General features: G+C 65.7%; 34 protein-coding genes and 1 pseudogene. 9 read left to right on the forward strand and 26 right to left on the reverse strand.

Annotation, left to right across the window (positions count from 1 at the left end; all coding sequences use genetic code 11):
• Positions 1-11: 11 nt before the first annotated feature.
• From atpA to HNP48_RS31165, 6 genes are read right to left on the reverse strand one after another with little or no spacing between them, the layout of a single operon-like run.
• Positions 12-1,565: a F0F1 ATP synthase subunit alpha gene (gene atpA, locus HNP48_RS31140; RefSeq protein WP_184864727.1), complete on the reverse strand. Its 1,554-nt coding sequence runs from the start codon at positions 1,563-1,565 to the stop codon at positions 12-14.
• Between the two features lie 41 nt (positions 1,566-1,606).
• Positions 1,607-2,149: a F0F1 ATP synthase subunit delta gene (locus tag HNP48_RS31145; RefSeq protein ID WP_184864729.1), complete on the reverse strand. Its 543-nt coding sequence runs from the start codon at positions 2,147-2,149 to the stop codon at positions 1,607-1,609.
• Between the two features lie 10 nt (positions 2,150-2,159).
• Positions 2,160-2,630, reverse strand: coding sequence for a F0F1 ATP synthase subunit B (locus HNP48_RS31150; protein WP_184864731.1), 471 nt, complete (start codon positions 2,628-2,630; stop codon positions 2,160-2,162).
• Positions 2,631-2,664: 34 nt separating this feature from the next.
• Positions 2,665-2,934: a F0F1 ATP synthase subunit C gene (gene atpE, locus HNP48_RS31155; protein ID WP_007847749.1), complete on the reverse strand. Its 270-nt coding sequence runs from the start codon at positions 2,932-2,934 to the stop codon at positions 2,665-2,667.
• A gap of 54 nt (positions 2,935-2,988) precedes the next feature.
• Complete coding sequence (atpB, locus tag HNP48_RS31160; protein ID WP_184864733.1) at positions 2,989-3,867, reverse strand: F0F1 ATP synthase subunit A; 879 nt, start codon at positions 3,865-3,867, stop codon at positions 2,989-2,991.
• 21 nt (positions 3,868-3,888) lie between these two features.
• The gene (locus HNP48_RS31165; protein WP_184864735.1) at positions 3,889-4,362 is read right to left on the reverse strand and encodes an ATP synthase subunit I; all 474 of its coding nucleotides are present in this window, start codon (positions 4,360-4,362) and stop codon (positions 3,889-3,891) included.
• 270 nt (positions 4,363-4,632) lie between these two features.
• Between HNP48_RS31165 and HNP48_RS31170 the strand changes: the two genes are divergently transcribed.
• The 5 genes from HNP48_RS31170 (at position 4,633) to HNP48_RS31190 (ending at position 8,273) form a co-directional block, all read left to right on the forward strand.
• Complete coding sequence (locus tag HNP48_RS31170) at positions 4,633-4,953, forward strand: YbeD family protein (RefSeq protein ID WP_184864737.1); 321 nt, start codon at positions 4,633-4,635, stop codon at positions 4,951-4,953.
• 60 nt (positions 4,954-5,013) lie between these two features.
• Positions 5,014-5,652, forward strand: coding sequence for a lipoyl(octanoyl) transferase LipB (gene lipB / locus HNP48_RS31175; protein WP_260420446.1), 639 nt, complete (start codon positions 5,014-5,016; stop codon positions 5,650-5,652).
• Between the two features lie 14 nt (positions 5,653-5,666).
• A complete protein-coding gene (gene lipA, locus HNP48_RS31180) occupies positions 5,667-6,647 on the forward strand; it encodes a lipoyl synthase (protein ID WP_184864741.1) in 981 nt (326 codons plus the stop codon).
• A 12-nt stretch (positions 6,648-6,659) separates the two neighbouring features.
• Entirely contained in the window at positions 6,660-7,370 is a 711-nt protein-coding gene (locus HNP48_RS31185) for an AraC family transcriptional regulator (protein ID WP_184864743.1), read from the forward strand.
• 69 nt (positions 7,371-7,439) lie between these two features.
• Positions 7,440-8,273, forward strand: coding sequence for a DMT family transporter (locus tag HNP48_RS31190; protein WP_184864746.1), 834 nt, complete (start codon positions 7,440-7,442; stop codon positions 8,271-8,273).
• A 20-nt stretch (positions 8,274-8,293) separates the two neighbouring features.
• Here the strand turns inward: HNP48_RS31190 and HNP48_RS31195 are convergent, their stop codons facing one another.
• The 6 genes from HNP48_RS31195 to HNP48_RS31220 are packed head-to-tail and all read right to left on the reverse strand — an operon-like array spanning position 8,294 to position 13,873.
• Positions 8,294-9,553, reverse strand: a complete 1,260-nt coding sequence (locus tag HNP48_RS31195) for an MFS transporter (protein ID WP_184864748.1) — start codon at positions 9,551-9,553, stop codon at positions 8,294-8,296.
• Between the two features lie 55 nt (positions 9,554-9,608).
• The gene (ptsP, locus tag HNP48_RS31200) at positions 9,609-11,366 is read right to left on the reverse strand and encodes a phosphoenolpyruvate--protein phosphotransferase (RefSeq protein WP_184864750.1); all 1,758 of its coding nucleotides are present in this window, start codon (positions 11,364-11,366) and stop codon (positions 9,609-9,611) included.
• Positions 11,367-11,408: 42 nt separating this feature from the next.
• On the reverse strand, positions 11,409-11,678 hold the full coding sequence (locus tag HNP48_RS31205) for an HPr family phosphocarrier protein (protein ID WP_184864752.1): 270 nt from the start codon (positions 11,676-11,678) through the stop codon (positions 11,409-11,411).
• Positions 11,647-12,096 (reverse strand): PTS sugar transporter subunit IIA, encoded by a 450-nt coding sequence (locus HNP48_RS31210; protein ID WP_184864753.1) that lies wholly within the window; start codon positions 12,094-12,096, stop codon positions 11,647-11,649. Before HNP48_RS31210 ends, HNP48_RS31205 begins: the two co-directional genes overlap by 32 nt.
• Positions 12,093-13,313 carry an MFS transporter gene (locus tag HNP48_RS31215; protein WP_184864755.1) on the reverse strand — a complete coding sequence of 407 codons (1,221 nt, stop codon included), beginning with the start codon at positions 13,311-13,313 and terminating at the stop codon, positions 12,093-12,095. The genes HNP48_RS31210 and HNP48_RS31215 overlap by 4 nt, the downstream gene beginning before the upstream one ends.
• A 23-nt stretch (positions 13,314-13,336) precedes the next feature.
• Positions 13,337-13,873: a hypothetical protein gene (locus HNP48_RS31220; RefSeq protein ID WP_184864757.1), complete on the reverse strand. Its 537-nt coding sequence runs from the start codon at positions 13,871-13,873 to the stop codon at positions 13,337-13,339.
• Positions 13,874-14,051: 178 nt separating this feature from the next.
• Between HNP48_RS31220 and HNP48_RS31225 the strand changes: the two genes are divergently transcribed.
• Entirely contained in the window at positions 14,052-14,555 is a 504-nt protein-coding gene (locus tag HNP48_RS31225) for a TlpA disulfide reductase family protein (RefSeq protein WP_184864759.1), read from the forward strand.
• 96 nt (positions 14,556-14,651) lie between these two features.
• Here the strand turns inward: HNP48_RS31225 and HNP48_RS31230 are convergent, their stop codons facing one another.
• A complete protein-coding gene (locus tag HNP48_RS31230; RefSeq protein ID WP_184864761.1) occupies positions 14,652-15,107 on the reverse strand; it encodes a cytochrome c in 456 nt (151 codons plus the stop codon).
• Positions 15,108-15,273: 166 nt separating this feature from the next.
• Between HNP48_RS31230 and HNP48_RS31235 the strand changes: the two genes are divergently transcribed.
• The 3 genes from HNP48_RS31235 to HNP48_RS31245 all read left to right on the forward strand — a co-directional run bounded on the left by HNP48_RS31235 (position 15,274) and on the right by HNP48_RS31245 (position 18,390).
• On the forward strand, positions 15,274-15,948 hold the full coding sequence (locus tag HNP48_RS31235) for a cytochrome b/b6 domain-containing protein (RefSeq protein ID WP_184864763.1): 675 nt from the start codon (positions 15,274-15,276) through the stop codon (positions 15,946-15,948).
• A gap of 67 nt (positions 15,949-16,015) precedes the next feature.
• Positions 16,016-16,507, forward strand: coding sequence for a GNAT family N-acetyltransferase (locus HNP48_RS31240; protein WP_184864765.1), 492 nt, complete (start codon positions 16,016-16,018; stop codon positions 16,505-16,507).
• 281 nt (positions 16,508-16,788) lie between these two features.
• Entirely contained in the window at positions 16,789-18,390 is a 1,602-nt protein-coding gene (locus HNP48_RS31245; protein ID WP_184864767.1) for a reverse transcriptase family protein, read from the forward strand.
• A gap of 2 nt (positions 18,391-18,392) precedes the next feature.
• On the opposite strand, the gene HNP48_RS31250 is transcribed toward HNP48_RS31245, so the two are convergent.
• The 13 genes and pseudogenes from HNP48_RS31250 to HNP48_RS31310 all read right to left on the reverse strand — a co-directional run.
• On the reverse strand, positions 18,393-18,902 hold the full coding sequence (locus tag HNP48_RS31250; RefSeq protein ID WP_184864769.1) for a peroxiredoxin: 510 nt from the start codon (positions 18,900-18,902) through the stop codon (positions 18,393-18,395).
• Positions 18,903-19,037: 135 nt separating this feature from the next.
• A complete protein-coding gene (gene rpsQ / locus HNP48_RS31255) occupies positions 19,038-19,307 on the reverse strand; it encodes a 30S ribosomal protein S17 (RefSeq protein WP_110539576.1) in 270 nt (89 codons plus the stop codon).
• 9 nt (positions 19,308-19,316) lie between these two features.
• On the reverse strand, positions 19,317-19,511 hold the full coding sequence (rpmC, locus tag HNP48_RS31260) for a 50S ribosomal protein L29 (protein ID WP_184864771.1): 195 nt from the start codon (positions 19,509-19,511) through the stop codon (positions 19,317-19,319).
• 16 nt (positions 19,512-19,527) lie between these two features.
• Positions 19,528-19,944 carry a 50S ribosomal protein L16 gene (gene rplP / locus HNP48_RS31265; RefSeq protein WP_007847799.1) on the reverse strand — a complete coding sequence of 139 codons (417 nt, stop codon included), beginning with the start codon at positions 19,942-19,944 and terminating at the stop codon, positions 19,528-19,530.
• A gap of 2 nt (positions 19,945-19,946) precedes the next feature.
• Complete coding sequence (rpsC, locus tag HNP48_RS31270) at positions 19,947-20,828, reverse strand: 30S ribosomal protein S3 (protein ID WP_184864774.1); 882 nt, start codon at positions 20,826-20,828, stop codon at positions 19,947-19,949.
• Positions 20,829-20,842: 14 nt separating this feature from the next.
• Positions 20,843-21,175: a 50S ribosomal protein L22 gene (gene rplV / locus HNP48_RS31275; protein WP_005796970.1), complete on the reverse strand. Its 333-nt coding sequence runs from the start codon at positions 21,173-21,175 to the stop codon at positions 20,843-20,845.
• Positions 21,176-21,184: 9 nt separating this feature from the next.
• Entirely contained in the window at positions 21,185-21,463 is a 279-nt protein-coding gene (rpsS, locus tag HNP48_RS31280) for a 30S ribosomal protein S19 (protein WP_024813777.1), read from the reverse strand.
• A 10-nt stretch (positions 21,464-21,473) separates the two neighbouring features.
• Positions 21,474-22,298, reverse strand: a complete 825-nt coding sequence (gene rplB, locus HNP48_RS31285) for a 50S ribosomal protein L2 (protein WP_007847814.1) — start codon at positions 22,296-22,298, stop codon at positions 21,474-21,476.
• A gap of 2 nt (positions 22,299-22,300) precedes the next feature.
• Positions 22,301-22,615 (reverse strand): 50S ribosomal protein L23, encoded by a 315-nt coding sequence (gene rplW / locus HNP48_RS31290; RefSeq protein WP_007847815.1) that lies wholly within the window; start codon positions 22,613-22,615, stop codon positions 22,301-22,303.
• Entirely contained in the window at positions 22,612-23,232 is a 621-nt protein-coding gene (gene rplD / locus HNP48_RS31295; RefSeq protein WP_184864776.1) for a 50S ribosomal protein L4, read from the reverse strand. The genes rplW and rplD overlap by 4 nt, the downstream gene beginning before the upstream one ends.
• Complete coding sequence (gene rplC / locus HNP48_RS31300; RefSeq protein ID WP_007847818.1) at positions 23,232-23,906, reverse strand: 50S ribosomal protein L3; 675 nt, start codon at positions 23,904-23,906, stop codon at positions 23,232-23,234. Before rplC ends, rplD begins: the two co-directional genes overlap by 1 nt.
• Before the next feature lie 226 nt (positions 23,907-24,132).
• A complete protein-coding gene (gene rpsJ / locus HNP48_RS31305) occupies positions 24,133-24,444 on the reverse strand; it encodes a 30S ribosomal protein S10 (RefSeq protein WP_005796953.1) in 312 nt (103 codons plus the stop codon).
• Between the two features lie 27 nt (positions 24,445-24,471).
• A pseudogene (locus HNP48_RS31310) lies at positions 24,472-24,624 on the reverse strand (elongation factor Tu); the annotation flags it as partial.

A 24,624-nucleotide genomic window follows, 5' to 3' on the forward strand; every position in this document is an offset into this window, starting at 1 on the left:
CCTCGTCCGGTTTAAGCGAACGACTTCTTGAACGCGCCGATGGCAGCGGTCAGTTCGGCTTCTGCGTCCTTGTCCATGGCCTTGGCCTGTTCCAGCTTGGCCAGCAGTGCAGCGTGGCTGGTCTTCAGGAACTGGTGCAGGCCGTGTTCGAAGTCGAGGACCTTCTTGACATCGATGTCGTCCATGAAGCCCTTGTTCACAGCGAACAGCGTGGCAGCCATCAGCGAGATGGACAGCGGGCTGTACTGTGCCTGCTTGAGCAGTTCGGTCACGCGGGCACCGCGGTCCAGCTGCTTGCGGGTGGCTTCGTCCAGGTCGGAAGCGAACTGCGCGAACGCAGCCAGTTCACGGTACTGGGCCAGGTCGGTACGGATACCACCGGACAGGTTCTTCACCAGCTTGGTCTGGGCAGCACCACCGACGCGCGACACCGAGATACCGGCGTTGATGGCGGGACGGATACCGGCGTTGAACAGGCTGGTTTCCAGGAAGATCTGGCCGTCCGTGATCGAGATCACGTTGGTCGGAACGAAGGCGGACACGTCGCCGGCTTGCGTTTCGATGATGGGCAGTGCGGTCAGCGAACCGGTCTTGCCCTTGACTTCACCCTTGGTGAAGGCTTCGACGTAGTCGGCGTTCACGCGGGCAGCGCGCTCGAGCAGGCGGCTGTGGAGATAGAACACGTCGCCTGGGTAGGCTTCGCGGCCTGGTGGGCGGCGCAGCAGCAGCGAAACCTGGCGGTAGGCCACAGCCTGCTTGGACAGGTCGTCATAAACGATCAGGGCGTCCTGGCCGCGGTCGCGGAAGTACTCGCCCATCGTGCAGCCCGAGTAGGCCGACACGTACTGCATGGCAGCCGATTCGGAGGCCGATGCAGCCACCACGATCGTGTATTCCATGGCGCCGGCCTGTTCCAGGGCGCGCACCACGTTCTTGATCGACGAAGCCTTCTGGCCGATGGCGACGTAGATACACGTCACGCCCTGGCCCTTCTGGGCGATGATGGCGTCGATGGCGACAGCCGTCTTGCCGGTCTGGCGGTCACCGATGATCAGCTCGCGCTGGCCACGGCCCACGGGCACCATGGAGTCGATGGACTTCAGGCCGGTCTGCAGGGGTTGGTCCACCGATTTACGGGCGATCACGCCCGGAGCGACCTTTTCGATCACGTCGGTGAGCTTGGCATTGATGGGGCCCTTACCGTCGATCGGCTGGCCCAGGGCGTTCACCACGCGGCCGACCAGTTCGGGGCCCACGGGCACTTCCAGAATGCGGCCCGTGCACTTGACGGTGTCGCCTTCGGAGATGTGTTCGTACTCACCCAGAATCACGGCGCCGACGGAGTCGCGCTCGAGGTTCAAGGCCAGGCCGAAGGAGGGCTGGCCGTCCTTGGTGGCGGGGAACTCGAGCATTTCGCCGGCCATCACGTCGGACAGGCCGTGCACGCGCACGATACCGTCGGACACGGACACCACGGTACCCTGGTTGCGGATATCGCTGCTGGCGGCCAGACCTTCGATGCGGCTCTTGATGAGTTCAGAAATTTCTGCGGGATTGAGTTGCATGACTCTTTCCTTCTTTCTTTGGTTCGCTGTCCTCGCCGCGCTTACGCGGTGAGGGCCGCTTTCATTTGTTCAAGACGGGCCTTGACCGAAGTGTCCAGCACCTCGTCACCCACCACTACGCGAATGCCACCGATCAGGGACTCGTCCAGCTGAACGGTGAGGTTGAGCTTGCGGCCAAAGCGCTTTTCCAGCGCGGCGCTGACCTCAGCCAGTGCTGCGGCATCCATCGGGAAGGCGCTGTGCACCACGGCGTCCGAAGAGCCGGCGCGGCGATTCACGAGGGCACGGAATTGCACGGCGACTTCCGGCAGCGCAGCAAGGCGCCCGTTGTCGATGACCGTGCGCAGGAAATTCTTGGCCGTATCGGACAGCGCCGAACGCGCAACACCCGTGAAGACGGCAAACACCTGGTCTGCCGTCACCTTGGGGCTGTCCGCCAGCTGGCGCAGCTGGGGGTTGGCGGCAATGGCCGCCAGTTCATCGACCCAGTCAGCGGTGCTGGCCAGGTCCATGCCCGCACCCGCGGTAGCGGCCTTGAACAGGGCTTCGGCGTAGGGACGGGCAATGGTGGCGAGTTCAGCCATGTGTGTCCCCTTACAGCTCGGTCTTCAGGCGGTTGAGCAGGTCGGCGTGAACGCCGGCATTGACTTCCTTGCGGAGAATCTGCTCTGCACCCTTGACGGCCAGCGCGGCCACCTGCTCACGCAGGGCTTCGCGGGCTTGCACCGTTTGCTGTTCGGCTTCGGCACGTGCGGATGCAACGATCTTGTTGCCTTCCTCCGTAGCGCGTGCCTTGGCTTCTTCGATGATGGCCTGGGCACGGCGGTCGGCGTCCGCAAGACGCGAGGCCGATTCGTTGCGAGCCTGTGACAGTTCCTTCTCGACGCGCTGGTTGGCAGCGGTCAGTTCGGTCTTGGCACGGTCGGCAGCAGCGAGGCCTTCGGCGATTTTCTGGGCTCGTTCATCCAACGCCTTCGCGATCGGGGGCCACACGAACTTCATCGTGAACCACACCAGGATCAGGAAGACGATGGCCTGAATGAACAGGGTCGCGTTGATACTCACGGCAACACCTTTCTAGAGTGGCGTTGGGAGGGAATTACTTGGGCAGGTTGGCCAAGAACGTGGAAGCGAAGGGGTTTGCGAAAGCGAACAACAGGGCGATGGCCACGCCGATCAGGAAGGCGGCGTCGATCAGACCGGCCAAGATGAACATCTTGGTTTGCAGTTCGTTGATCAGCTCAGGCTGACGTGCCGACGATTCGAGGAACTTGCCACCCATCAGTGCGATACCGATGGAAGCGCCGATAGCGCCGAGGCCAACGATCAGACCACAAGCCAGAGCGACGAGACCGAGAATGTTTTCCATGATGACTCCTGAGTTAAAAAAAGGAAAGGTTGAAAAGGAAACGAAAGGGAACCGTTAGTGCGCGTTGTGCGCCTGACCGAGGTAGATCAGCGCAAGCATCATGAAGATGAAGGCTTGCAGCGAGATCACCAGAATGTGGAACAGCGTCCAGATGGTGCCAGCGATGACGTGGCCCACAGGCAGCAGCACACCCGACAGCGACAGTGCAGCCGCACCACCCATCAGGGCGATCAGCATGAACACCAGTTCGCCGGCGTACATGTTGCCGAACAACCGCATGCCATGCGACACGGTGTTGGCGACATATTCAATGACCTGCATGAGCAGGTTCACCACGCCCAGGATCAGGGCGAAGATGGGATTCTTGCTGGTGCCGAACGGGGCCGACACGAGTTCATGGCTCCAGCCGCCTACGCCCTTGATCTTGACGCTGTACCAGAAGCGCAGGATCAGGATGGCGAATGCCAGGCCCAGGGTGGTCGACAGGTCGGCCGTGGGCACGACGCGCAGGTAGGCATGGTGTGGATCGTGGCCCGCAGCGCCATAGATCTTGGCCCAGATGGCGGGCAGCAGGTCCACGGGCAGCATGTCCATGAAGTTCATCAGGAAGATCCAGACGAACACCGTGAGGCCCAGGGGAGCGATGAACTTGCGGCTCTCGGCGTTGTGGATGTTGGCCTTGGCCTGGTTGTCCACCATCTCCACCAGCATCTCCACTGCCGCCTGGAAGCGGCCGGGCACGCCGGAGGTGGCCTTGCGGGCAGCGGACCACAGGATCAAAAGGGTCAGCGCGCCCAGAACCAAACCAATGATGATCGAGTCATAGTTGATGACCGTGAAGTCAACAATCTTGGTCTGGTTGACGTTTTGAAGATGCTGCAGGTGGTGAACGATGTATTCACTTGCAGTCGGAGCGTGCGCTTCTGCGGCCATCGGACAACTCTCTTGTATCTATCAATCGGTTTTTCGGACACCGGGCCGCACCATGAGCGCCACCCAGTACGTTTTCATCGTGATCACCATTCCCGCCAGCAAGGCCAGCCAAACCAGCCCGGGCACAACCCAGGGGGCCGCCGCCAGCAGCGCGATGGTGAACACGATCTTGGCAATCTCCCAGCCGAAGAACCCCGCCATGGAAGCACCCGCATTCGCGGATGCCATCTGGCGCGACAACCCACGGGCGAACAATGCGGCCGGAGCCACCACTGCAAGCGCGCCGTAGGCGGCAGACCAGCCCACCTCGGTCCTGCCCGTCAGCACCCAGGCCACCAGGGCCACGAGCATGCCGACAAGCGCCTGACCTGCCACCACCTTCCACATCGAGACGGGAGGGTTGCGGCTTCGCCACTGCTGCGCTTCCTGCGCGGTCAGGGGCTTGAAGTCAGAATCTTCAGCCTCAGCTTCAGTCTCGGGGGCGATTGTTTTCATTGTTGAGTAACGCCCCTGTTACAGACTGCAAATTTCACAAAGCCTCTAATTATAAGTAAAAACCCGTTGTGAACTACAAAGACCTGCAAACCAGGTCCGATGGCGTGCGCCTGCCGGCACTGTTGTGGTGAGTCGCCAACGCACGCCAATGGCAAGCAACCCCGTGTTATGCACCGAAAACGTGCACGGGCATGTGACACACCCCCGCCGCCCAAAGGGGCTTGCCGCACAATGGCAGCGCCAGCACGGCGACCGCAACCAGAGCCTTCCATGACGTCCACTCCTTTGCCTCCGAACCTCACCATCCTCGACTCCTCCGCTGCGGATGCCCGCAAGGACTCGCTGATCGAGTACCCCTCGCGGTTTCCGATCAAGGTCATGGGCGCCAAGGTCGATGGCTTTGTCCATGCCGTGACCGAACTGGCCCGCCAGTACGACCCCAGCTTCGATCCCGCCACCATTGAACTGCGCGACAGCAGCAAGGGCAATTACCTCGGAGTTACTGTCACCATCACGGCCACCAGCCGCGAGCAGCTCGACGACCTGTACCGCGCCCTGTCCTCCCACCCCCTGGTCAAAGTGGTGCTGTAGCCCGTGGCCATCGATCTGCGCACGCTTGGGCGGGTGGACTACGCCGCCACCGTGCAGGCCATGCAGGACTACACGGCCACGCGCACGGCCGAAACACCCGATGCGCTGTGGCTGTGCGAGCACGATGCCGTCTTCACCCAGGGCCTGGCGGGCAAGAGCGACCACCTGCTGCACCCCGGCGCAATCCCCGTGGTGCCCACCAACCGCGGCGGCCAGGTCACCTTCCACGGGCCGGGCCAGGTCGTGGCCTACCCGCTGATCGACCTGCAGCGCGCGGGCTACTTCGTCAAGGAATACGTCTACCGCCTGGAAGAAGCGATCATCCGCACGCTGGCGCACTTCGGCGTGACCGGCCACCGCGTGGCCGGTGCCCCCGGCATCTATGTGCGCCTGGACGACCCGCACAGCCATGCCATGCTGGCCCAGCGCCCGCAAAAACGCGAGGGCACGGGCCCCATCGAACCCGACTTTGCGGGCCTGGGCAAGATCGCGGCACTGGGCATCAAGGTCAGCCGCCACAGCACCTACCATGGCGCCGCGCTCAACGTGGCGATGGACCTGGAACCCTTCCACCGTATCAACCCTTGCGGCTACGCGGGACTGCAAACCGTGGACCTTTCTACAATCGGGGTCCAAACCACCTGGGACGACGCCGCCAAGGTGCTGGGCCAGCAGCTCGGCATCCGCCTGTCTCCCTGAACCGCTACCAAGCCATGAGCACCACCGACGTCGTCCGCGAAGCGCAGTCCACCGAAGCCTACAACCCGCTGGCCAAGCAGAAGGCTGCGGCCAAGCTGTCGCGCATTCCAATCAAGGTCGAGCAGGGCGAAGTGCTCAAGAAGCCCGAGTGGATCCGCGTGAAGGCGGGCTCGCCCACCACACGCTTCTACGAGATCAAGGACATCCTGCGCCAGAACAACCTGCACACGGTGTGCGAGGAAGCCTCCTGCCCCAACATCGGCGAATGCTTCGGCAAGGGCACGGCCACCTTCATGATCATGGGCGACAAGTGCACGCGCCGCTGCCCCTTCTGCGACGTGGGCCACGGCCGCCCTGACCCGCTGGACAAGGACGAGCCGCTGAACCTGGCACGCACCATCGCCCAGCTGCGCCTGAAGTACGTGGTGATCACCAGCGTGGACCGCGACGACCTGCGCGACGGCGGCAGCGGCCACTTCGTGGAGTGCATCCAGAACATCCGTGAGCTCTCCCCGCTCACGCAGATCGAGATCCTGGTGCCCGATTTCCGTGGCCGCGACGACCGCGCGCTCGAAATCCTCAAGGCCGCCCCGCCCGACGTGATGAACCACAACCTGGAAACCGCGCCCCGCCTGTACAAGGAAGCGCGCCCGGGCTCCGACTACCAGTTCAGCCTGAACCTGCTCAAGAAGTTCAAGGCCCTGCACCCCACGGTGCCGACCAAGAGCGGCATCATGGTCGGCCTGGGCGAAACCGACGAAGAGATCCTGCAGGTGATGCGCGACATGCGCGCGCACGACATCGACATGCTGACCATCGGCCAGTACCTGTCGCCCAGCAACAGCCACCTGCCCGTGCGCCGCTACGTGCACCCCGACACCTTCAAGATGTTCGAGGAAGAGGCCTACAAGATGGGCTTCAGCCACGCCGCTGTGGGGGCCATGGTGCGCTCGAGCTACCACGCCGACCAGCAGGCGCACGCCGCCGGCGTGTAAGCGCGCCGCACCATGGACAGCCCCGGCTCGCTCTCGCTGCGCCGGTACGGGCCGTCCCCGGGCAGCCACAGCCATGGCCATTTCCAGGTGCTCTTGGGCTTGGCCGGCCAGTTGGAGCTGGAGATCGACGGGCGCGGCATGCGCGTGCCCGTTGGCGGCGGCTGTGTGATCGTCCCCGGCGCGCACCATGATTTCGAGGCCCGCGGCGGCAGCCTGTGCCTGGTGCTGGACAGCAGTGACATGGGCTGGACACGTTGCACGGTGCCCACGCTGCAGACGGCGCCTCCCCCGCCCGCGCTGGCGCTGGCCCGCTACCTGGCCAGCGCACTGCAACAGGGCCGCCCGCTGGCCCAGGCCCATGGCCCGGCACTGTTGCTGGAGGCCTGGAGCCCGTCGCTCCTTTCCTTGCAAGCCCCCTCCCCCCTCGGACTCGACACCCGGCGCCGCACCATCGACTGGCCGGCGCTGCGCCGCTGGGCCGGCCAGCGGTGGCACCAGCCCCTGTCGGTGGCGGACATGGCAGAGCAGGTGCACCTGAGCCCCAGCCAGTTCACCGCGCGCTGCCGCGAGGAACAAGGCCAGGGCGCCATGGCCTGGCTGCGCAGCCAGCGGCTGGAACATGCCCGGCTGCTGCGCTCGGGCGGCATGGCGGTGGCCGAGGTGGCACGGCGCACGGGCTACCGCTCGCCTTCCGCACTCACGGCGGCGCTCCGGCGCGACTGAGGCACCCGACCCTCGGATCGCGACGATGCACCGTCGGATCGCGACGATGCCACCCCCTACATTGGCCGAATGCAAGCCAATCTCTATGCCCTGGGTGCCATCGCGCTGTGGGCCTCGCTCGCCTCGCTGGGCGTCTCCCTGACCCATGTGCCGCCGTTCCTGCTCACGGGCGTGGCGCTCATCGTCGGCAGCGTGCCGGCCTGGCCCTTCGTGCTGCGCGACCCGTCGCAATGGCGCATTCCGCTGCGCACGCTGGCCCTGGGGGTGTACGGGCTCTTCGCCTACCACTTCCTGCTGTTCATCGCGCTGCGCCACGCGCCCCCAGTGGAGGCCAACCTGGTCAACTACCTTTGGCCGCTGTTCATCGTGGTGCTCGCGCCCGTGGTGCTGCCCGGCGTGTCGCTGCGCTGGCCCCATGTGCTGGCGGCGCTGCTGGGTTTTGGCGGCGCGGCGATCGCCATCGTGGGCGGACGCGGCCTCAGCGGCACCCTGGCCTGGGGCTATGTGCCAGCCTTTGCGGCAGCGCTGATCTGGGCCAGCTACTCGCTCATGACCAAGCGCGTCGCCGCCTTTCCCACCACCGCCATCGGCCTCTTCGGCCTGGTCTCGGGGGTGCTCTCGCTGCTGTGCCATGCGGCGCTGGAGCCGGCCGCCACGCTCGTGGCGCGCGACTGGTTGCTGCTCGCCGTGCTGGGCCTGGGGCCGCTCGGGGCCTCGTTCTTCCTCTGGGACAAGGCGCTCAAGCTCGGCGATGCGCGGCACATCGGCATCCTGAGCTACATCACGCCGCTGGCCTCGACCGCCTTGCTGATCGTGGTGAGCGGCCGTGCCTTCAGCGGCAGCATCGCGCTGGCCACGGCCATGATCATCGGAGCGGCCATCCTGGGCCTGCGGCAGAAGTAGGCAGGCCGAGCGCCCACGGGTCACGCCCCGGTGGGCAGACCGGGCTGCAGGCGCTCCCTGCGCAAACGCAGGAAAAGCCAGCCGGTGATGGACAGATTCAGCAGGTTCCAGCCGATGCCGTTGAGGAAGGCGGCATGGTAGCTGCCGGTGATATCGAAGATGAAGCCCGACAACCAGCCGCCCAGCGCCATGCCGATGAGTGTGGCCATGATGACGGCGCCCACCAGAACGCTCGCCCGTGTGGGCGCGAAGTACTCGCGCACGATGATGGCGTAGGTCGGCACGATGCCGCCCTGGAACAGGCCGAAGAACGCCGAAATCACGTACAGCGGCACCAGACCATCGTAGGGCAGGAACAGCAGCAGGGCCACGCCCTGCAGTGCCGACCCCAGCAACAGGGTGCGGATGCCGCCGATGCGGTCGCAGATCAGCCCGAAGACCAGCCGGCTCACGACGCCGCAGGCCAGCATGAGCGACAGCATCTGCGCCCCCTGGGCGGCGCCGAAGCCCAGGTCGGTGCAATAGGCCACGATGTGCACCTGCGGCATGGCCATGGCCACGCAGCACGCCACACCGGCCACGCACAGCAGCCCCAGGGCAACGGCCGGTGCCAGGCCGAAGGGGCGCGTGCGGTCCACGGCGGCAGCCGGCGTGCCCGCCGCCACGGCCTGGATGGCCGGTGGCCGCTGGCGCATGCGCAGCGACAGTGCGAGCATGCCCAGGCCGCAGACCACGCCCAGCGCCATGTAGGTCGGCCGCCAGCCAATGGTGTCGATGCCGTACTGCACGATGGGGGGCCAGAGCGCACCCGCCACATAGTTGCCGCTGGCGCACACCGCCACCGCAATGCCGCGCCGGCGGTTCCACCACAGCGCCGTGTCGGCCAGCAGCGGCGCGAAGGTGGCCGAGCTGCCGATGAAGCCCATCACCGCATGCGCCAGGCCGAAGGCCCAGATGCTGCCGGAAAAGGCCGCACCGACAAAGCCGCCCAGCACGGCCAGCGCGCCCAGCCAGAGCACGGGCGTCAGGCCATGGCGGTCCGCCAGCCGGCCTGTCAGCAGCCCTCCCAGGCCCAGGCAGACCATCATCAGGGTGTAGGGCAGCGAGGCGCTGGCCCGGCCGATGCCGAACTCGCTCTGCACGGCCGGCAGCACGACCGACACCACATACATGCTGCTGTTGCCCAACACCACCAGGCCCAGCGTGGCCAGGAGGCGCTGGAAGGCCTGGCGCGAGTCGATCAGGGACGCGTCAGCGGGGACTACCGGGGTATGGGCCAAACCGATCTCCAGCGCTTGCCCAGCAAGCGCTGGCAGCTATTGAATTGGAAGTTTCCTACGACGCCAGCAATGCCGCCGGCTCCTCACCATCGAGCACCTGCTGCGCCCAGGGCACCAGCTTGCGCGTGTCGGCGCGCAGGATCTCCTGCTTGACCGCCAGGATCTGCGCCGGGTGCATGGAAAAGCTGCGCAGCCCCAGGCCCAGCAACAGCCGGGTCATGGTCACGTCGCCCGCCGTCTCGCCGCAGACACACACGCTCTTGCCCTGGCGCTCGCCTTCGGCAATCACGTCGGCCACCAGGCGCAGCACGGCCGGGTGCACCGGGTCGTAGAGGTGCGCCACGGCCTCGTCGGCGCGGTCGATGGCCAGGGTGTACTGGATCAGGTCGTTGGTGCCGATGGACAGGAAGTCGAAGTAGCGCAGGAAGGTGCGCACCATCAGGGCCGCAGCCGGCACCTCGATCATGGCCCCGAGCTGGATAGGCCCATAGGCCTCGCCCCGCGCATCGAGTTCGGCGCGTGCCAGGTCCACCTGGGCCAGGGTCTGGCGGATCTCGTTGGAATGCGCCAGCATGGGGAACAGCAGGTTCACCTTGCCATGCGCGGCCGCACGCAGCACGGCGCGCAGCTGGGTGCGGAACATGGCCGGGTCGGCCAGGCTCCAGCGGATGGCGCGCAGGCCGAGGGCCGGGTTCAGGTGCGTGTCCTTGTGGGCCTTGCTGTCCAGCGGCTTGTCGGCCCCCACGTCGATGGTGCGGATGGTGACCGGCAGGCCCTGCATGCCATCGAGCGCCTCACGGTAGGCGCGGTACTGCTCGTCCTCGCCCGGCAGGTTGCCGGTGCGGCCCATGAACAGGAATTCGCTGCGGAACAGGCCCACACCCACGGCCCCGGCGCGCACAGCCCCCACGGCATCACCGGGCTGCTCGATGTTGGCCAGCAGTTCGATGCGGTGGCCATCGATGGTGACGGCCGGCGTGTGCCGCAGGCGCGACAGGCGCTCGCGTTCGAGCTCCGTCTGGCGCTGGCGAAAGCCGTATTCGGCCAGGATGATGGGCGAAGGGTCGACGATGATCACGCCGGCATCGCCGTCGATGATGACCCAGTCGTCCTGGCGCACCAGCTGGCTGGCCGCGCGCGCGCCAACCACCGCCGGGATGTCCATGCTGCGCGCCACGATGGCCGTGTGCGAAGTCTTGCCGCCCACGTCGGTCACGAAGCCCGCGAACACGCTCTCCTTGAACTGCAGCATGTCGGCCGGCGACAGGTCGTGCGCCACCAGCACCAGGGGCACATCCACCGTGTCGTCGAGCAGCAGGTCCTGCTGGGTCTTGCGGCGCGGGCTGCTGGCGGGAGGCGCCACGGGGCTGGCCACGCCCTTCATGTAGCGCAGGATGCGCTCGACCACCTGTTCCAGGTCGGCCTTGCGTTCGCGCAGGTACTCGTCCTCCATCTCGTCGAACTGGCGTGCAATCACCTCGAACTGGGTGGTGAGTGCCCACTCGGCGTTGTACAGGCGTTCGGTGATCCAGTGCTTGACGCCGCCCGTGAGGGCCTCGTCCTGCAGCAGCATCAGGTGCACGTCGAGCAGGGCGGTGAGCTCGTGCGGCGCATCGGCGGGCATGTCGGCCTGCAGCCGCTGCAGCTCTTCCACCACGGCATTGCGGCCCTGGCGCACACGCTCGATCTCGGCCGGTATCTGCTCGGACTGGATGAAGTAGTGGGCCACGTCCACGCGGCTCGAGGCCACGAGCACGGCACGGCCGATGGCAATGCCGCGTGCCACCGCGAGTCCGTGGACGGAAAAGGTCATGGGAAGTCCCTTTCTTCAGCCATCAATCCCCCTTGCGGGACTTCACTCGCCTTCACCGAACTTGTCGGCGATGAGCGCCAGCAGGCCGTCCATGGCCTCTTGCTCGCGCTCGCCATTCGTCTCGATCTCGACCTCGGTGCCCATGCCGGCGGCCAGCATCATCACGCCCATGATGCTCTTGGCGTTGATGCGGCGGTCGCCGCGGCTCATGAAAACGTCGCAGGGAAAGCTGCCGGCCAGCTTGGTGAGCTTGGCCGAGGCGCGGGCATGCAGGCCCAGTTTATTGCTGATGGTCGTACGGGTCTTGATCATGTCGGTTGCGTCGGGACTGGTTCTGCGGCGCGGCGATGGCCACCTGCATCACCCCTTGCGTGCCGCCCACCACCGCGCGGGTGACGACCGAATCCAGGGGTTCTGCGCGGTAGCTCACGGCACGCAGCAGCATCGGAAGGTTGACCCCTGTCACCAGGCGCGAGCGCACGCCATCGACCAAGCGCTGCGCCACATTGCAGGGCGTGGCACCGAACACGTCGGTCAGCACCAGGGTGGAGTCGGTGCCCAGCTGGTCCAGCAGGATCTGGGCCTGGGCCAGGGTTTCTTCGGGCCGCTCGTTGGGCTGCACATCGAGTGCAACCACGCTGTCGCCACAGTCGGCAAACACATGCAGGGCGCATTCGCGCAGCGCATGGGCCAGGGGGGCATGGGCGATGAGGAGGATGCTGGTGCTCATGGGACAGAGGTTTGGAGCACATTATGGCGCTGGGCCCGCGCAAACCACAGGTAGGCCCCCGTGTTGCAGGCCAGGAAAACCCCCATGGCCGCCCGGAACGATTCGGTCGTCGACAGGCCTGCGGCGGCAAAGGCGTCCACCGCCAGGCCGATGCCCCACTGCACCACGAACACGCCGGCAAAGATCACCAGGTTGAAGGCCGACAGCGCACGCCCCGCCAGCGCCTGCGGGAAGGCCATGCCCACCGCGGGCTGGGACAGCGAGACAAAGGTGCACGAGACGCAGAACAGCGCCCATGCGGCGCCTCCGGCCGCTGGCCCCGCGATGATGATGGCCAGCAGGATGAGGAGCGACAGCGGCAGGCCCGCGAGGATCAGCCGGTCGGCTCCGAGGCCGCGGCGCAGCAGCCAGGGATTGAGCATGCCCCAGGTCCAGAAGGTGCAGAGCATGGAGACATTGATCCAGAACAGGCCGACGGCCGATTCGAGCGCGCTGTAGCCGGCCACCTGCTGCATCCAGGGACCGGCCCACAGGGTCTGCATGGCCACCATGCCGCCATAGACGAAAAAGCCCAGCGGGGCCATGCGCTGGAAGTAGGGGTGGCGCCAGACCACGCCATAGCCCCCTGGGGCAGGTGGCACCGCTGCGCCTGGCGCGGGCTGGGCCGCATGCCAGCGCGGCACCCAGAGCGCGATGCCCACCATGGCCACGCCGATCAGCACGGCCAGCCCCCAGAACAGCGGCCGCCAGCCCACGAGCGGCAAGGCCCACTGTACCGGCAGGGTGGAGGCCACCATGCCCAGCGAGCCGGTCATCAGCATCCAGGAGTTGGCGCGCATCTGCGCCGTCGGGTCGAACCAGCGGCGGTAGCCGGTGAGCGGTGCCATCAGGCAGGCACTGACCCCCGCACCGCACAGCACCCGGCCCGCGAGCAGGCCCGAAAAGCCCGTGGCCATGGAGAACACCAGGCAGCCGGCAACGGCCACGCCCAGAAACCCGAGCAGCACCTTTTGCGGGCCATGGCGGTCCAGCCAGGCGCCCAGCGGCAGCTGCGTGGCCGAAAAGCCCAGGAAGTAGCCGCCCGCGAGCAGGCCCAGGTCGCTGGCGTGCAGCGTGAACTCCTGCGACAGCGTGGGCGCGAGCGTGGCCGTGACGGCACGCAGCAGGGCCGACAGGAAGTAGGCAAAGGCAAAGGCCAGAAAGACGATGACGGCCATGCGCCGCGGCAACACCCCCGCGCTCACGGCAGCACCAACCCGGTGAAGAAGGTGTCGGCCACCTCGGGGCGGGGCTTGGGCGTATAGACCACGGCGTGGTAGAGCCGCATCTGCGGGCCCACGGGGCGGGCAAACCAGACCGCCTGCGCGGCGACCGCGCGCCCGTCAGGCCCCTGGCCCTGGGCCACGGCGCGCACCGACTGCGGCAGTGGCAGCGCGCCCCGCGGCACGAAGGGCTGCTCGCCGGTCTGCGCCTGCGGGCCGCCCAGGCGGGCCAGCACGGCGGCGTGCCAATGCGCGAGCGCCGCACCGGCCTGTGCCGGGTCGGCCAGCGTGGCATGCGAGACGGCGAAGGTGGCGCCATCGGCCTCGCAGCCGACCATGGACAGGTCGACCGGCGCACCGGCCAGCTCCACACTGCGGGTGGCGTGGTCGGGCTTGCAGGGCAAGGTGATGGTGAGCGCGGCCTCGGGCAGCGGCACCGTGCGCCAGTTGAGCGCCGGGCTGCAGGCGGCCAGGCCCAGGAGGGCGCTGGCGGCGCCGATCAGAGTCCAGTTCATCGGGCCATTATCGGCAGGGATGCACTTCTTTTGTGCAAGCGGCCCGGGAACGCGAACTTTTGCGCGCGAGCGCACTCCACTCAAGGAGTGGCACGCTGCGCCTGCGCAGGAGCGGCATGTCCGGCACAATACCGTGCAGGGCCGCAAGGGCCCGCCAGTCAGGGATGGGAACGACACCATGGGTATCAAGCAGTGGGCAGCGGGTGCAGCGGTGGCGGCTTTTGCCGCCGTGGGTGCCTACGTGTACCTGGACACGGGCCGCTCGGCAGCACCGCAGTCCACCTTCGTGCTGCTTGACGGCTCCCGCCAGTCCACGGCCGACCTGCGCGGCAAGGTCACGCTGGTGAATTTCTGGGCCACGAGCTGCACCACCTGCGTGGCCGAGATGCCCGAGATCATTGCCACCTACAACAAGTACAAGCCCAAGGGATTCGAGACCCTGGCCGTGGCCATGAGCTACGACCCGCCCAGCTACGTGGTGAACTTCGCCGAGACGCGCAAGCTGCCCTTCAAGGTCGCCATCGACAACACCGGCGCCGTGGCCCAGGCCTGGGGCGACGTGCGGCTCACTCCCTCGACCTTCATCGTCAACAAGCGCGGCGAGATCGTGAAGACCTATGTGGGCGCCCCCAACTTCGCCGAGCTGCACCAGCTGATCGAAAAGCTGCTGGCCGAGACCTGAGCCAGAACCAACCCGGGCACCGGGCCGCTCCCAAAAAGCAAAAGCCTCTTCCAAAGAAGAGGCTTTTTTATTCGGCACACCCAGGTGTGCCAGCGCTCACTTGGCGCGGTAGTTGTCGTGGCAGGCCTTGCAGCTGTTGGCGGTGGCACCAAAAGCGGTCTTGAGGTTGTCGAGGTTGCCGGTCTTGGCCGCAGCGGCGAGCTTGACGGTGTCGGCCTCGAGCTTGTCCGAATGCTCCTTGAACTTGGCCTGCTGGGTCCAGATCTCGGGCAGGGCCTTGGTCGGTGCCCCCTTGTCGGTGCCGGCGCCAAAGCCGGCCCAGGGCAGCTTGGCCATCTCGGCCACGATGTCGGCGTTCTCCTGTGCCGCCTTGGCATCGAAGGGGATGCGGCCATTGGCCATGGCCCCAAGGCGGCCGAAGTGCTGGCCCATCACGAACAGCGCGCTCTGGCGGTACTTGATGGCGTCTTCGGGCTTGGCGAACTGGGCAGATGCGGGGGCCGACAGCGTGGTGACGGCCGCGGCAAGGGCGACTACAGCGAGGGTTTTCATCGGATATTTCCTTGTATCGTGGGGAGCAAAAACCAACCAGCCACCCCCAGTATGCCGCTTTGCGGCGGTTTTGGCATGTCCATGGGTGCGCGTTGGCGGCTCCGGCCATCTCGCGCACAATGCGGCCAAGAACTCCCCACGACACGGCAAGCGCCGGACCACGACCATGACCCACACCGTCCGCATCTGGGATCTGCCCACCCGCCTGTTCCACTGGGCCCTGGCCGCCAGCGTGATCGCCCTGGTGGTCACGGCCAAAATCGGCGGCAATGCCATGGTCTGGCATCTGCGCCTGGGCTATGTGGTGCTGGCGCTCCTGGTGTTCCGGCTGGTCTGGGGGCTGGTAGGGGGGCGCTGGTCGCGCTTTGGCGCCTTCTTGTACTCGCCCGCACGCCTGGTGCGCTACCTGCGCGGTGCGGGCCACCCCGACGATGCCGTGGGCCACAGCCCGCTGGGGGCGCTGTCGGTGTTCGCCCTGCTGGCCGTGCTGGCCGCCCAGGTGGGCACAGGCCTGCTGAGCGACGACGAGATCGCCTTCTCGGGCCCGTTGACGCGTTTCGTCTCGAATGCCGTGGTGGGTCAGGCCACGGGCTACCACAAGGAGATCGGCCAGTACCTGGTGCTCGGACTGGTCGCCCTGCACCTGCTGGCCATCGTGTTCTACATCGCGGTGCGCAAGCACCGCCTGGTGCGGCCCATGCTGCATGGCGACAAGGAACTGCCCCAGCCCGTGGCGCCCTCGCGCGACGACCTGCTCAGCCGCGTGGCGGCGGTGCTGGCCCTGGCGCTGGGTGCGGGGCTGGCCTGGTGGGTTTCGACCCTCGGGGCCCCCGCGTTCTGAACCCCCACGGGGCTCGGCCAGGGCCATGGCGCTACACTGCCCCTTCCCCAGCTCCTGAGTTGCCGCCTTGGACAAGCCCGCCGTCACCTTGATGAATCCCTCGTCCGCCGCCGAGATGGAGGCAGTGCGCGACATCTTCCGGGAGTACGCCGGCACCCTGGACGTGGACCTGGCGTTCCAGGATTTCGAGAGCGAACTGGCACAGTTGCCCGGCGACTATGCCGCCCCCCGCGGCCACCTGTTGCTGGCCGTGGTGGAAGGCGCCATCGCCGGCTGCTGCGCCCTGCGCCCGCTGGATGCGGCCGACTACCCCAATGCGAGCGAGATGAAACGCCTGTACGTACGCAAGGCCTTCCGGGGTTTCGGCCTGGGCCGCGAACTGGCCGAGGCCATGCTGGACCAGGCGCGCCGCGCCGGCTACGCCTGCGTGCTGCTCGACACGCTCGACGGCATGGAGTCGGCCCGCGCGCTCTACGCCGACCTGGGCTTCGAGCAGATCCCTCCCTACTACCACAACCCCATCGCGGGCTCGCACTACCTCAAGGTGGATATCTCCTGAGGGCGATGGTGGCCGGCAGTGTTGGTGCGCGGGCCTGGCTCGCCATCGTCGGGATGGCGACGATAGAATGCCAGCGGCCTGGCGCCAAGCATTCCGACCCCTTACCGGTTCGGGCCGTGGGGTAGCCCCACGGTGTATCTGGCAAGCGCACATCGCGGCGCGCGAACCTCCTGCCATCCGTGGCACCAGGTTCGCGCCCAACCCGCAGGTTGGCGCCGGGCCACCCACACTGCGGCCATTGCACGGCCCTGCCCTACCGCCCACCATCGCGCTGACACGCTGTGAAGACCCCCGTCCGCTCCCGCGTGCTGGCCAAGGCGATCGCGATGGCGGTGCTGGCCGATGCGCAGACGCCCGGCCACCGCACGCCCCAGGCCCTTGTCGCGCGGGTGCAGGCCTGCCTGGGCCTGGAGGCGACGGCAGGCCCCACGCTCCCGGCCTGCGTGCTGGAACAATTGCGGCGCCTGTCCGCCATGCCCTCGCTGGAATGGTCGCGCTGGGAACCGGAAGACGTGGCCACCTGGCTCTGCTGGGGCCACTGGTGGCGCAGCGCTGGCCTGCGCCAGGGCGGGCTGCCCTGGGCCGCTGGCCATGGCGACGCGCCGACGTGGGAAGGAGATGGCGACGACTTCGCTGAACCCGAAGGGGAAGGCGATGGCGGCGGCACCCTGCCCGGCCTGCCCCCTACCGACTGGACGGCGCCGCGCCTGGCCCAGGCGTTCCGCATCTGGGCCGCCACCGCACGCACGGCCGTTCCGCGGCGCTGGCTGCTGCGCCCCGCGGAGGCAGGGCCCCCTCCGGCCTGGATGGAGCGCAGCACCGCGCCCCCGCTCCTGGCCACCGCCGCCGACGTGGCCCAGATGCTGGCGGTCTCGCTGGACGATCTGTCGTGGCTGGCGTCCCAGGGCGCTTTCTGGCGTGAACGGCACGCCACAGGCCATGCACTCCCGCCTTCGCACTACCGCTACCGGCTGCTGCCCAAGCCCAGCGGCGGACTGCGCCTGCTGGAGTCTCCGCGCCCACGCCTGATGCATGCGCAACGGCGCATCCTGGACACGCTGTTGGCAGCGATTCCCCTGCACGAAGCAGCGCACGGCTTCGTTCGCGGCCGCAGCGTGGGCAGCCATGCACAGGTTCACACCGGCCAGGCCGTCGTCATCCGGTTCGACCTGGCGGACTTCTTCACCCAGATCCACGCCACGCGCGTACGGGCCCTGTGGCGCGCCCTGGGCCACGGGCGCGCCGCTGCCGAGCTGCTCACCCGGTTGAGCACCACACCCACGCCAGCGGGCGTGCGCGAGCGGCTGCTGGAGTGCATGCCCGAGGTTCCGGCCTTCGTTGCCCAGCGCCGCGCCATGGCCCAGCGCCTGGCCCGGCCCCATCTGCCCCAGGGGGCACCCACCTCGCCTGCGCTGGCCAACCTGTGCGCCTTTGGGCTGGATGTGCGGTTGCAGGCGCTCGCGCAGCGCTTTGGCGCGAACTACACCCGCTATGCCGACGATCTGGTGTTTTCAGGCCCCGAAACCCTGCGGCGCCAGTTCATTGCACTGCGCGCCTGGGTCGCTGCGATCGCACAGGATGAAGGGTTTGCCCTGCGGGCCGACAAGACCCGTGTGATGCCGGCCCACCAGCGCCAGACCGTCACCGGCCTGGTGGTCAACCAACGGGCCAACTACAGCCGCACGCAGTTCGACACGCTCAAGGCGCGGCTGCACCGGCTGGCACAGCAGGCCTGGGTGGAGGCGGGCGACCGTGCGCAGCTGGAGGGAGAAATCCGCTGGGCCAGCCAATGGCTGGCGCCAGCGCGCGCTGCCAGATTGCAGCGCTTGTTCGACGCCATCCGCTTCGCGCCGGTAGACGGGGAAGCGGCGGCGAAGGACTGAAATCAGGCTGCCTTGGCCTGTGCCAGCAGGGTGGCCGCGTCGCTGACCTCGAACTTGCCGGGGGCTTCGATATTGAGCGTGACAACCTTGCCGTCGCGCACCAGCATCGAGTAGCGGTTGCTGCGCAGGCCCAGGCCCTTGCCGTTGAGGTCCAGCGTCAGGCCGGTGGCCTTGGCGAAGGTGGCATCGCCGTCGCCCAGCATGCGCACCTTGCCGGCGGTCTTCTGGTCGCGCGCCCAGGCGCCCATCACGAAGGCGTCGTTCACGCTCACGCACCAGATTTCGTCCACGCCGGCGGCCTTGAACTCTTCGGCCTTCTCCAGGTAGCCAGGCACATGCTTGGCCGAGCAGGTGGGCGTGAAGGCGCCGGGCAGCGCGAACAGCGCAATGGTCTTGCCTGCCGTGGCCTTGTCCACAGGAACGGGGTTGGGGCCGATGCTGCAGCCTTCGCCTTCGACTTCCGAATATTCCATCAGGGTGCTTGCGGGCAGGGTGTCGCCGACTTGGATCATGGTTCTCTCTCCTAGGTTTGTTGGGGGTGTACGCATGCCCGGCGGGCCGCTTTCGACAAAGCGTGGCCCACAAAGCAAAACGACCCACATTGTGGGTCGTTTTGGAGGGCAGTGCTGCCAGTCAGCCGGGAGGGCTTAGAGCAGGCCGGCCTTTTGCACCAAGCGGGTGGCAACCCAGTTCTTGGTCTTGGAGAGCGGACGACTCTCGGTGATTTCGATCACGTCGCCCAGCTTGTACTCGCCCTTTTCGTCGTGGGCGTGGTACTTGCTCGACTTGCCCACGATCTTGCCGTAGAGCTCGTGCTTCACACGGCGCTCGATCAGCACGGTCACGGTCTTCTGGCGCTTGTCGCTGACCACCTTGCCGATCAAGGTGCGCTTGAGGGATTTTTTAGCTTCCGTCATGTCGGCTCCTTACTTGGCGGCTTGCTTTTCAGCAAGAATGGTCTTTGCACGGGCGATATCGCGGCGGGTGGTACGCAGCGTGTTGGTGTTGGCCAACTGCTGGGTAGCCTTCTGCATGCGCAGGCCGAAGTGGGCCTTCTGCAGAGCCTTGATTTCGCTTTCGATGCCGGCAACGTCTTTTTGGCGGAGTTCAGAGGTCTTCATTGCTTGTTCTCCTGAATCACGAGCCAATGTGGCGGCTGACGAACGTGGTGCGCAGCGGCAGCTTGGCGGCAGCCAGGCGGAACGCTTCACGGGCCAGTTCTTCGGGCACGCCGACGATTTCGAAAACGATCTTGCCGGGCTGGATTTCGGCCACGTAGTACTCGGGGTTGCCCTTACCGTTACCCATACGCACTTCTGCGGGCTTGGTAGAGATCGGCTTGTCCGGGAACACGCGGATCCAGATGCGGCCGCCACGCTTCACGTGACGGGAGATTGCACGGCGTGCAGCCTCGATCTGGCGGGCCGTCAGACGGCCACGGTCGGTGCACTTCAGACCGAAATCACCGAAGGCAACGGAGGCACCCCGCGTTGCGACACCGGTATTACGGCCCTTTTGCTCCTTGCGGTACTTGCGGCGAGCAGGTTGCAGCATACTTATTCTCCTTTACCGTCCGCTGCTGTAGCGGGCGCGGCGACTTTGCGAACGCGCTTAACGGCGGTGTTGTCAGCGCCACCGGCTTCGGCGGGCTTGTCGCTGCCGTCAGCAGGTGCGGAATTCGCACCCACTGGGCGGCGTGGGCCACGGCCAGCACCTGGACGGTCGCCACCTGGGCGGCCATCACGGCGTGGGCCGCGGGGACGGCGTTCTTCGTCTGGACGTGGGGTTTCCACGGCCGGCAGGTCGTTACGACCCAGCGTATCGCCCTTGTAGACCCAGACCTTGACGCCGATCACACCGTAGGTGGTCTTGGCTTCGGAGGTGCCGTAATCGATGTCGGCGCGCAGGGTGTGCAGTGGCACACGGCCTTCGCGGTACCACTCGGTACGGGCGATTTCGATACCGTTCAGACGGCCGGACGACATGATCTTGATGCCCTGGGCACCCAGACGCATGGCGTTCTGCATCGCGCGCTTCATGGCGCGGCGGAACATGATGCGCTTTTCGAGCTGCTGCGTGATGCTGTCGGCGATCAGCTTGGCATCGATTTCAGGCTTGCGCACTTCTTCGATGTTCACTGCGACAGGCACGCCCAGACGCGACGCGAGTTCCTTCTTCAGGTTCTCGATGTCTTCACCCTTCTTGCCGATCACCACACCAGGACGTGCCGAGTAGATGGTGATGCGGGCGTTCTTGGCGGGGCGCTCGATCAGGATGCGCGACACGGCGGCGTTCTTCAACTTGGCCTTCAGGTACTCGCGCACCTTGATGTCTTCGGCCAGCATGCCCGCGAAGTCGCGGTTGCTGGCGTACCAACGGCTGGACCAGTTGCGGCTGACCGCGAGGCGGAAGCCGGTAGGATGGATTTTCTGTCCCATAGTCTTCCGAGCCTTTAGTTGCCAACCGTCACGTACACATGGCACGTGGGCTTGCTGATGCGGTTGCCGCGGCCTTTGGCGCGCGCGGTGAAGCGCTTGAGCGTGGTGCCTTGCTCGACGTAGATGGTCTTGACCTTCAGTTCGTCGATATCGGCGCCGTCATTGTGCTCAGCGTTGGCGATGGCGGACTCCAGAACCTTCTTGACGATGCCAGCAGCTTTTTTCTGCGTGAACGTCAGGATGTTCAGGGCCTGATCAACCTTCTTGCCGCGGATCAGGTCAGCGACCAGACGGCCCTTGTCGACCGACAGACGGACGCCCCGGAGGACTGCACGTGTTTCAGACATGGTCGTTCCTTATTTCTTCTGGACTTTTTTGTCCGCGGGGTGGCCCTTGAAGGTGCGCGTCAGGGCGAATTCGCCCAGCTTGTGGCCCACCATCTGGTCGGTAACGTACACAGGTACGTGCTGCTTGCCGTTGTGCACGGCAATGGTCAGACCGATGAACTCGGGCAGAACCATGGAGCGGCGCGACCAGGTCTTCACTGGCTTCTTATCCTTGGTGGCGATGGCCTTCTCGACCTTGGCCAGCAAGTGATGGTCAACAAATGGACCCTTTTTGAGAGAGCGAGTCATCTGTTACCCCTTACTTCTTGCGACGCGACACGATCATGATCTGTGTGCGCTTGTTGTTACGGGTGCGATAACCCTTGGTCAGATTGCCCCAAGGATCGACTGCATGGCGGCCTTCGCCGGTGCGGCCTTCGCCACCACCGTGAGGGTGATCCACAGGGTTCATGGCCACGCCGCGAACCGTCGGACGAATACCCATCCAGCGCTTCACACCGGCCTTGCCCAGTTGGCGCAGGCTGTGTTCTTCGTTGGCCACTTCGCCAATGGTGGCGCGGCATTCGATGTGGATCTTGCGCACTTCACCCGAGCGCATGCGCACTTGGGCGTAGGTGCCTTCGCGGGCCAGCAGGGTTGCCGAAGCACCAGCCGAGCGGGCGATCTGCGCACCGGCACCGGGCTTGAGCTCGATGCAGTGGATGGTCGAACCCACGGGGATGTTGCGGATTGGCAGCGTGTTGCCAGCGCGGATCGGGGCTTCCGAACCGGACAGCAGGGTTGCGCCCACTTCCAGGTTGCGGGGAGCGATGATGTAGCGGCGCTCGCCGTCGGCATAGCACACCAGAGCGATGTGGGCCGTACGGTTCGGGTCGTACTCGATGCGCTCAACCTTGGCCGGGATGCCGTCCTTGTTGCGCTTGAAGTCCACCACGCGGTAGTGGTGCTTGTGGCCACCGCCCTTGTGGCGGGTGGTGATGTGACCGTTGTTGTTACGGCCGGCCTTCTGGAACTGGGGTTCCAGCAGCGGGGCGTACGCCTCACCCTTGTACAGGTGGTCACGCGTGACCTTCACCACGGCACGTTGGCCGGGCGAAGTGGGTTTCATCTTGATAACGGCCATGATTAAGCAGCCTCCCCGGACAGGTTCAGCTCTTGACCTGGCTGCAGCGTGACGTATGCCTTGCGAACATTGTCGCGGCGGCCGACGGTCTTGCCGAAGCGCTTGGTCTTGCCTTTGGTGTTCACCACGGAAACGCCCTTGACCTCGACCTTGAACATCAATTCCACAGCGGCCTTGATTTCTGGCTTGGTTGCGTTCTGCAGCACCTTGAACGTCACAGCATTGGACTTTTCAGCAACCATGGTGGCCTTTTCGGACACGATGGGAGCGACCAGCACTTGCATCAGACGACCTTCGTCAAACTTGAGCGTGCTCATGCGAACATCTCCTTGAGTTTGTCGATCGCGCCCTTGGTGACGAGCACTTTCTTGAAACGGACCAGCGACACGGGATCAGCGTAACGGGGCTCGACCACGAGCACGTTCACCAGATTGCGCGAAGCCAGGTACAGGTTTTCGTCCACTTCCTCGGAGATCACCATCACCGATTGCAGGTTCATCGCCTTGAATTTGTCGGCCAGGACCTTGGTCTTGGGCGAGTCGACCTTCAGCGAGTCCACCACTGCCAGGCGGCCTTCGCGGGCCAGCTGCGACAGGATGGCCGACATGCCGGCGCGGTACATCTTCTTGTTGATCTTCTGGCTGAAGTTTTCATCAGGCAGGTTCGGGAAGATGCGACCGCCCCCGCGCCACAGTGGCGAGGAGGTCATACCAGCACGTGCGTTACCCGTACCCTTTTGCTTGAAAGGCTTCTTGGTCGAGTGACGGACTTGTTCGCGGTCCTTCTGGGCGCGAGTGCCTTGGCGGGCGTTGGCCTGGTAGGCCACCACGATCTGGTGCACCAGATCTTCGTTGTATTCACGACCGAACACGGTCTCAGGAACATCCAGCTTGGATGCGCCCTGGCCTTGGTCATTCAGGAGTTCGAGCTGCATTAGTTCGCTCCTTTGGAGGCTTTGGCCTTGATAGCGGGACGCACCGTCACGAACCCACCCTTGGAGCCCGGAATAGCGCCCTTGATCAAGAGCAGTTGACGCGCTTCGTCGATGCGGATCACATCGAGGTTTTGCGTGGTCTTGGTGACATCGCCGAGGTGGCCCGTCATCCGCTTGCCAGGGAACACGCGACCTGGATCCTGCGCCATACCGATGGAGCCGGGAACGTTGTGCGAACGGCTGTTACCGTGCGACGCGCGTTGCGAGCTCATGTTGTGGCGCTTGATGGTGCCGGCGTAGCCTTTACCGATCGAGGTGCCTTGCACGTCGACCTTCTGACCCACGGAGAACACGGACGTCACAGCCACCGAGGCGCCAGCTTGGTACTGGGCAGCGGTATCGGCGGTCACGCGGAATTCCTGGATGATTTCACCGGCTTCCACACCTGCCTTGGCAAGGTGGCCGGCTTCTGGCTTGGTCACGCGCGATGCTTTGCGCGAGCCGAACGTGACCTGCAGGGCCACGTAGCCATCGTTCTCTTGGGTTTTGATCTGGGTTACGCGGTTGTTGGACACATCCACCACCGTGACAGGCACTGCGTCCCCATCATCGGTGAACAGACGCATCATGCCCACCTTGCGACCCAGCAACCCGAGGGAGTTGCTCAGACTCATTGGTTTTCTCCAAAACTCCCACCGCCCCGACTTCAATTGGCCTGGGCGTTGGCGTGCGCCTAGCATGCGCTCGCCATGAGAGAAGGTTAATAAAACTCCGCCCGCGCGTGCACAAAAGCGCACGCATCAAAAGCGAAGCCCTAAAGTATAACGCGAACCGCTTTTGCAAGCAAGTTCGCGTCGTACGAGACCACGCCTGGCGGGCAAGCCCGCCAGACAGGGATCATTACTGCAGCTTGATTTCGACGTCCACGCCGGCTGGCAGGTCGAGCTTCATCAGGGCGTCAACCGTCTTGTCGGTCGGGTCCACGATGTCCATCAGGCGCTGGTGCGTGCGGATTTCGAGCTGGTCGCGGCTGGTCTTGTTGACGTGCGGCGAACGCAGGATGTCGAAACGCTTCATGCGCGTGGGCAGGGGCACGGGGCCCTTGACGATGGCGCCGGTGCGCTTGGCGGTGTCAACGATCTCGGCAGCGGACTGGTCGATCAGCTTGTAGTCAAACGCCTTCAGGCGGATGCGGATCTTTTGCTTGGACATGTCAGTTCCTTCTTGTTCTTCAATCGATCAGGCGATGATCTTGGCCACGACGCCGGCGCCGACGGTACGACCGCCTTCACGGATAGCGAAGCGCAGACCTTCTTCCATGGCGATGGGGTTGATCAGCTTGACGGTGATCGACACGTTGTCGCCTGGCATGACCATTTCCTTGTCCGCTGG

The sequence above is a fragment of the Acidovorax soli genome (genome assembly GCF_014207955.1).
GTDB classification, from domain to species: Bacteria; Pseudomonadota; Gammaproteobacteria; order Burkholderiales; family Burkholderiaceae_C; genus Acidovorax; species Acidovorax soli_A.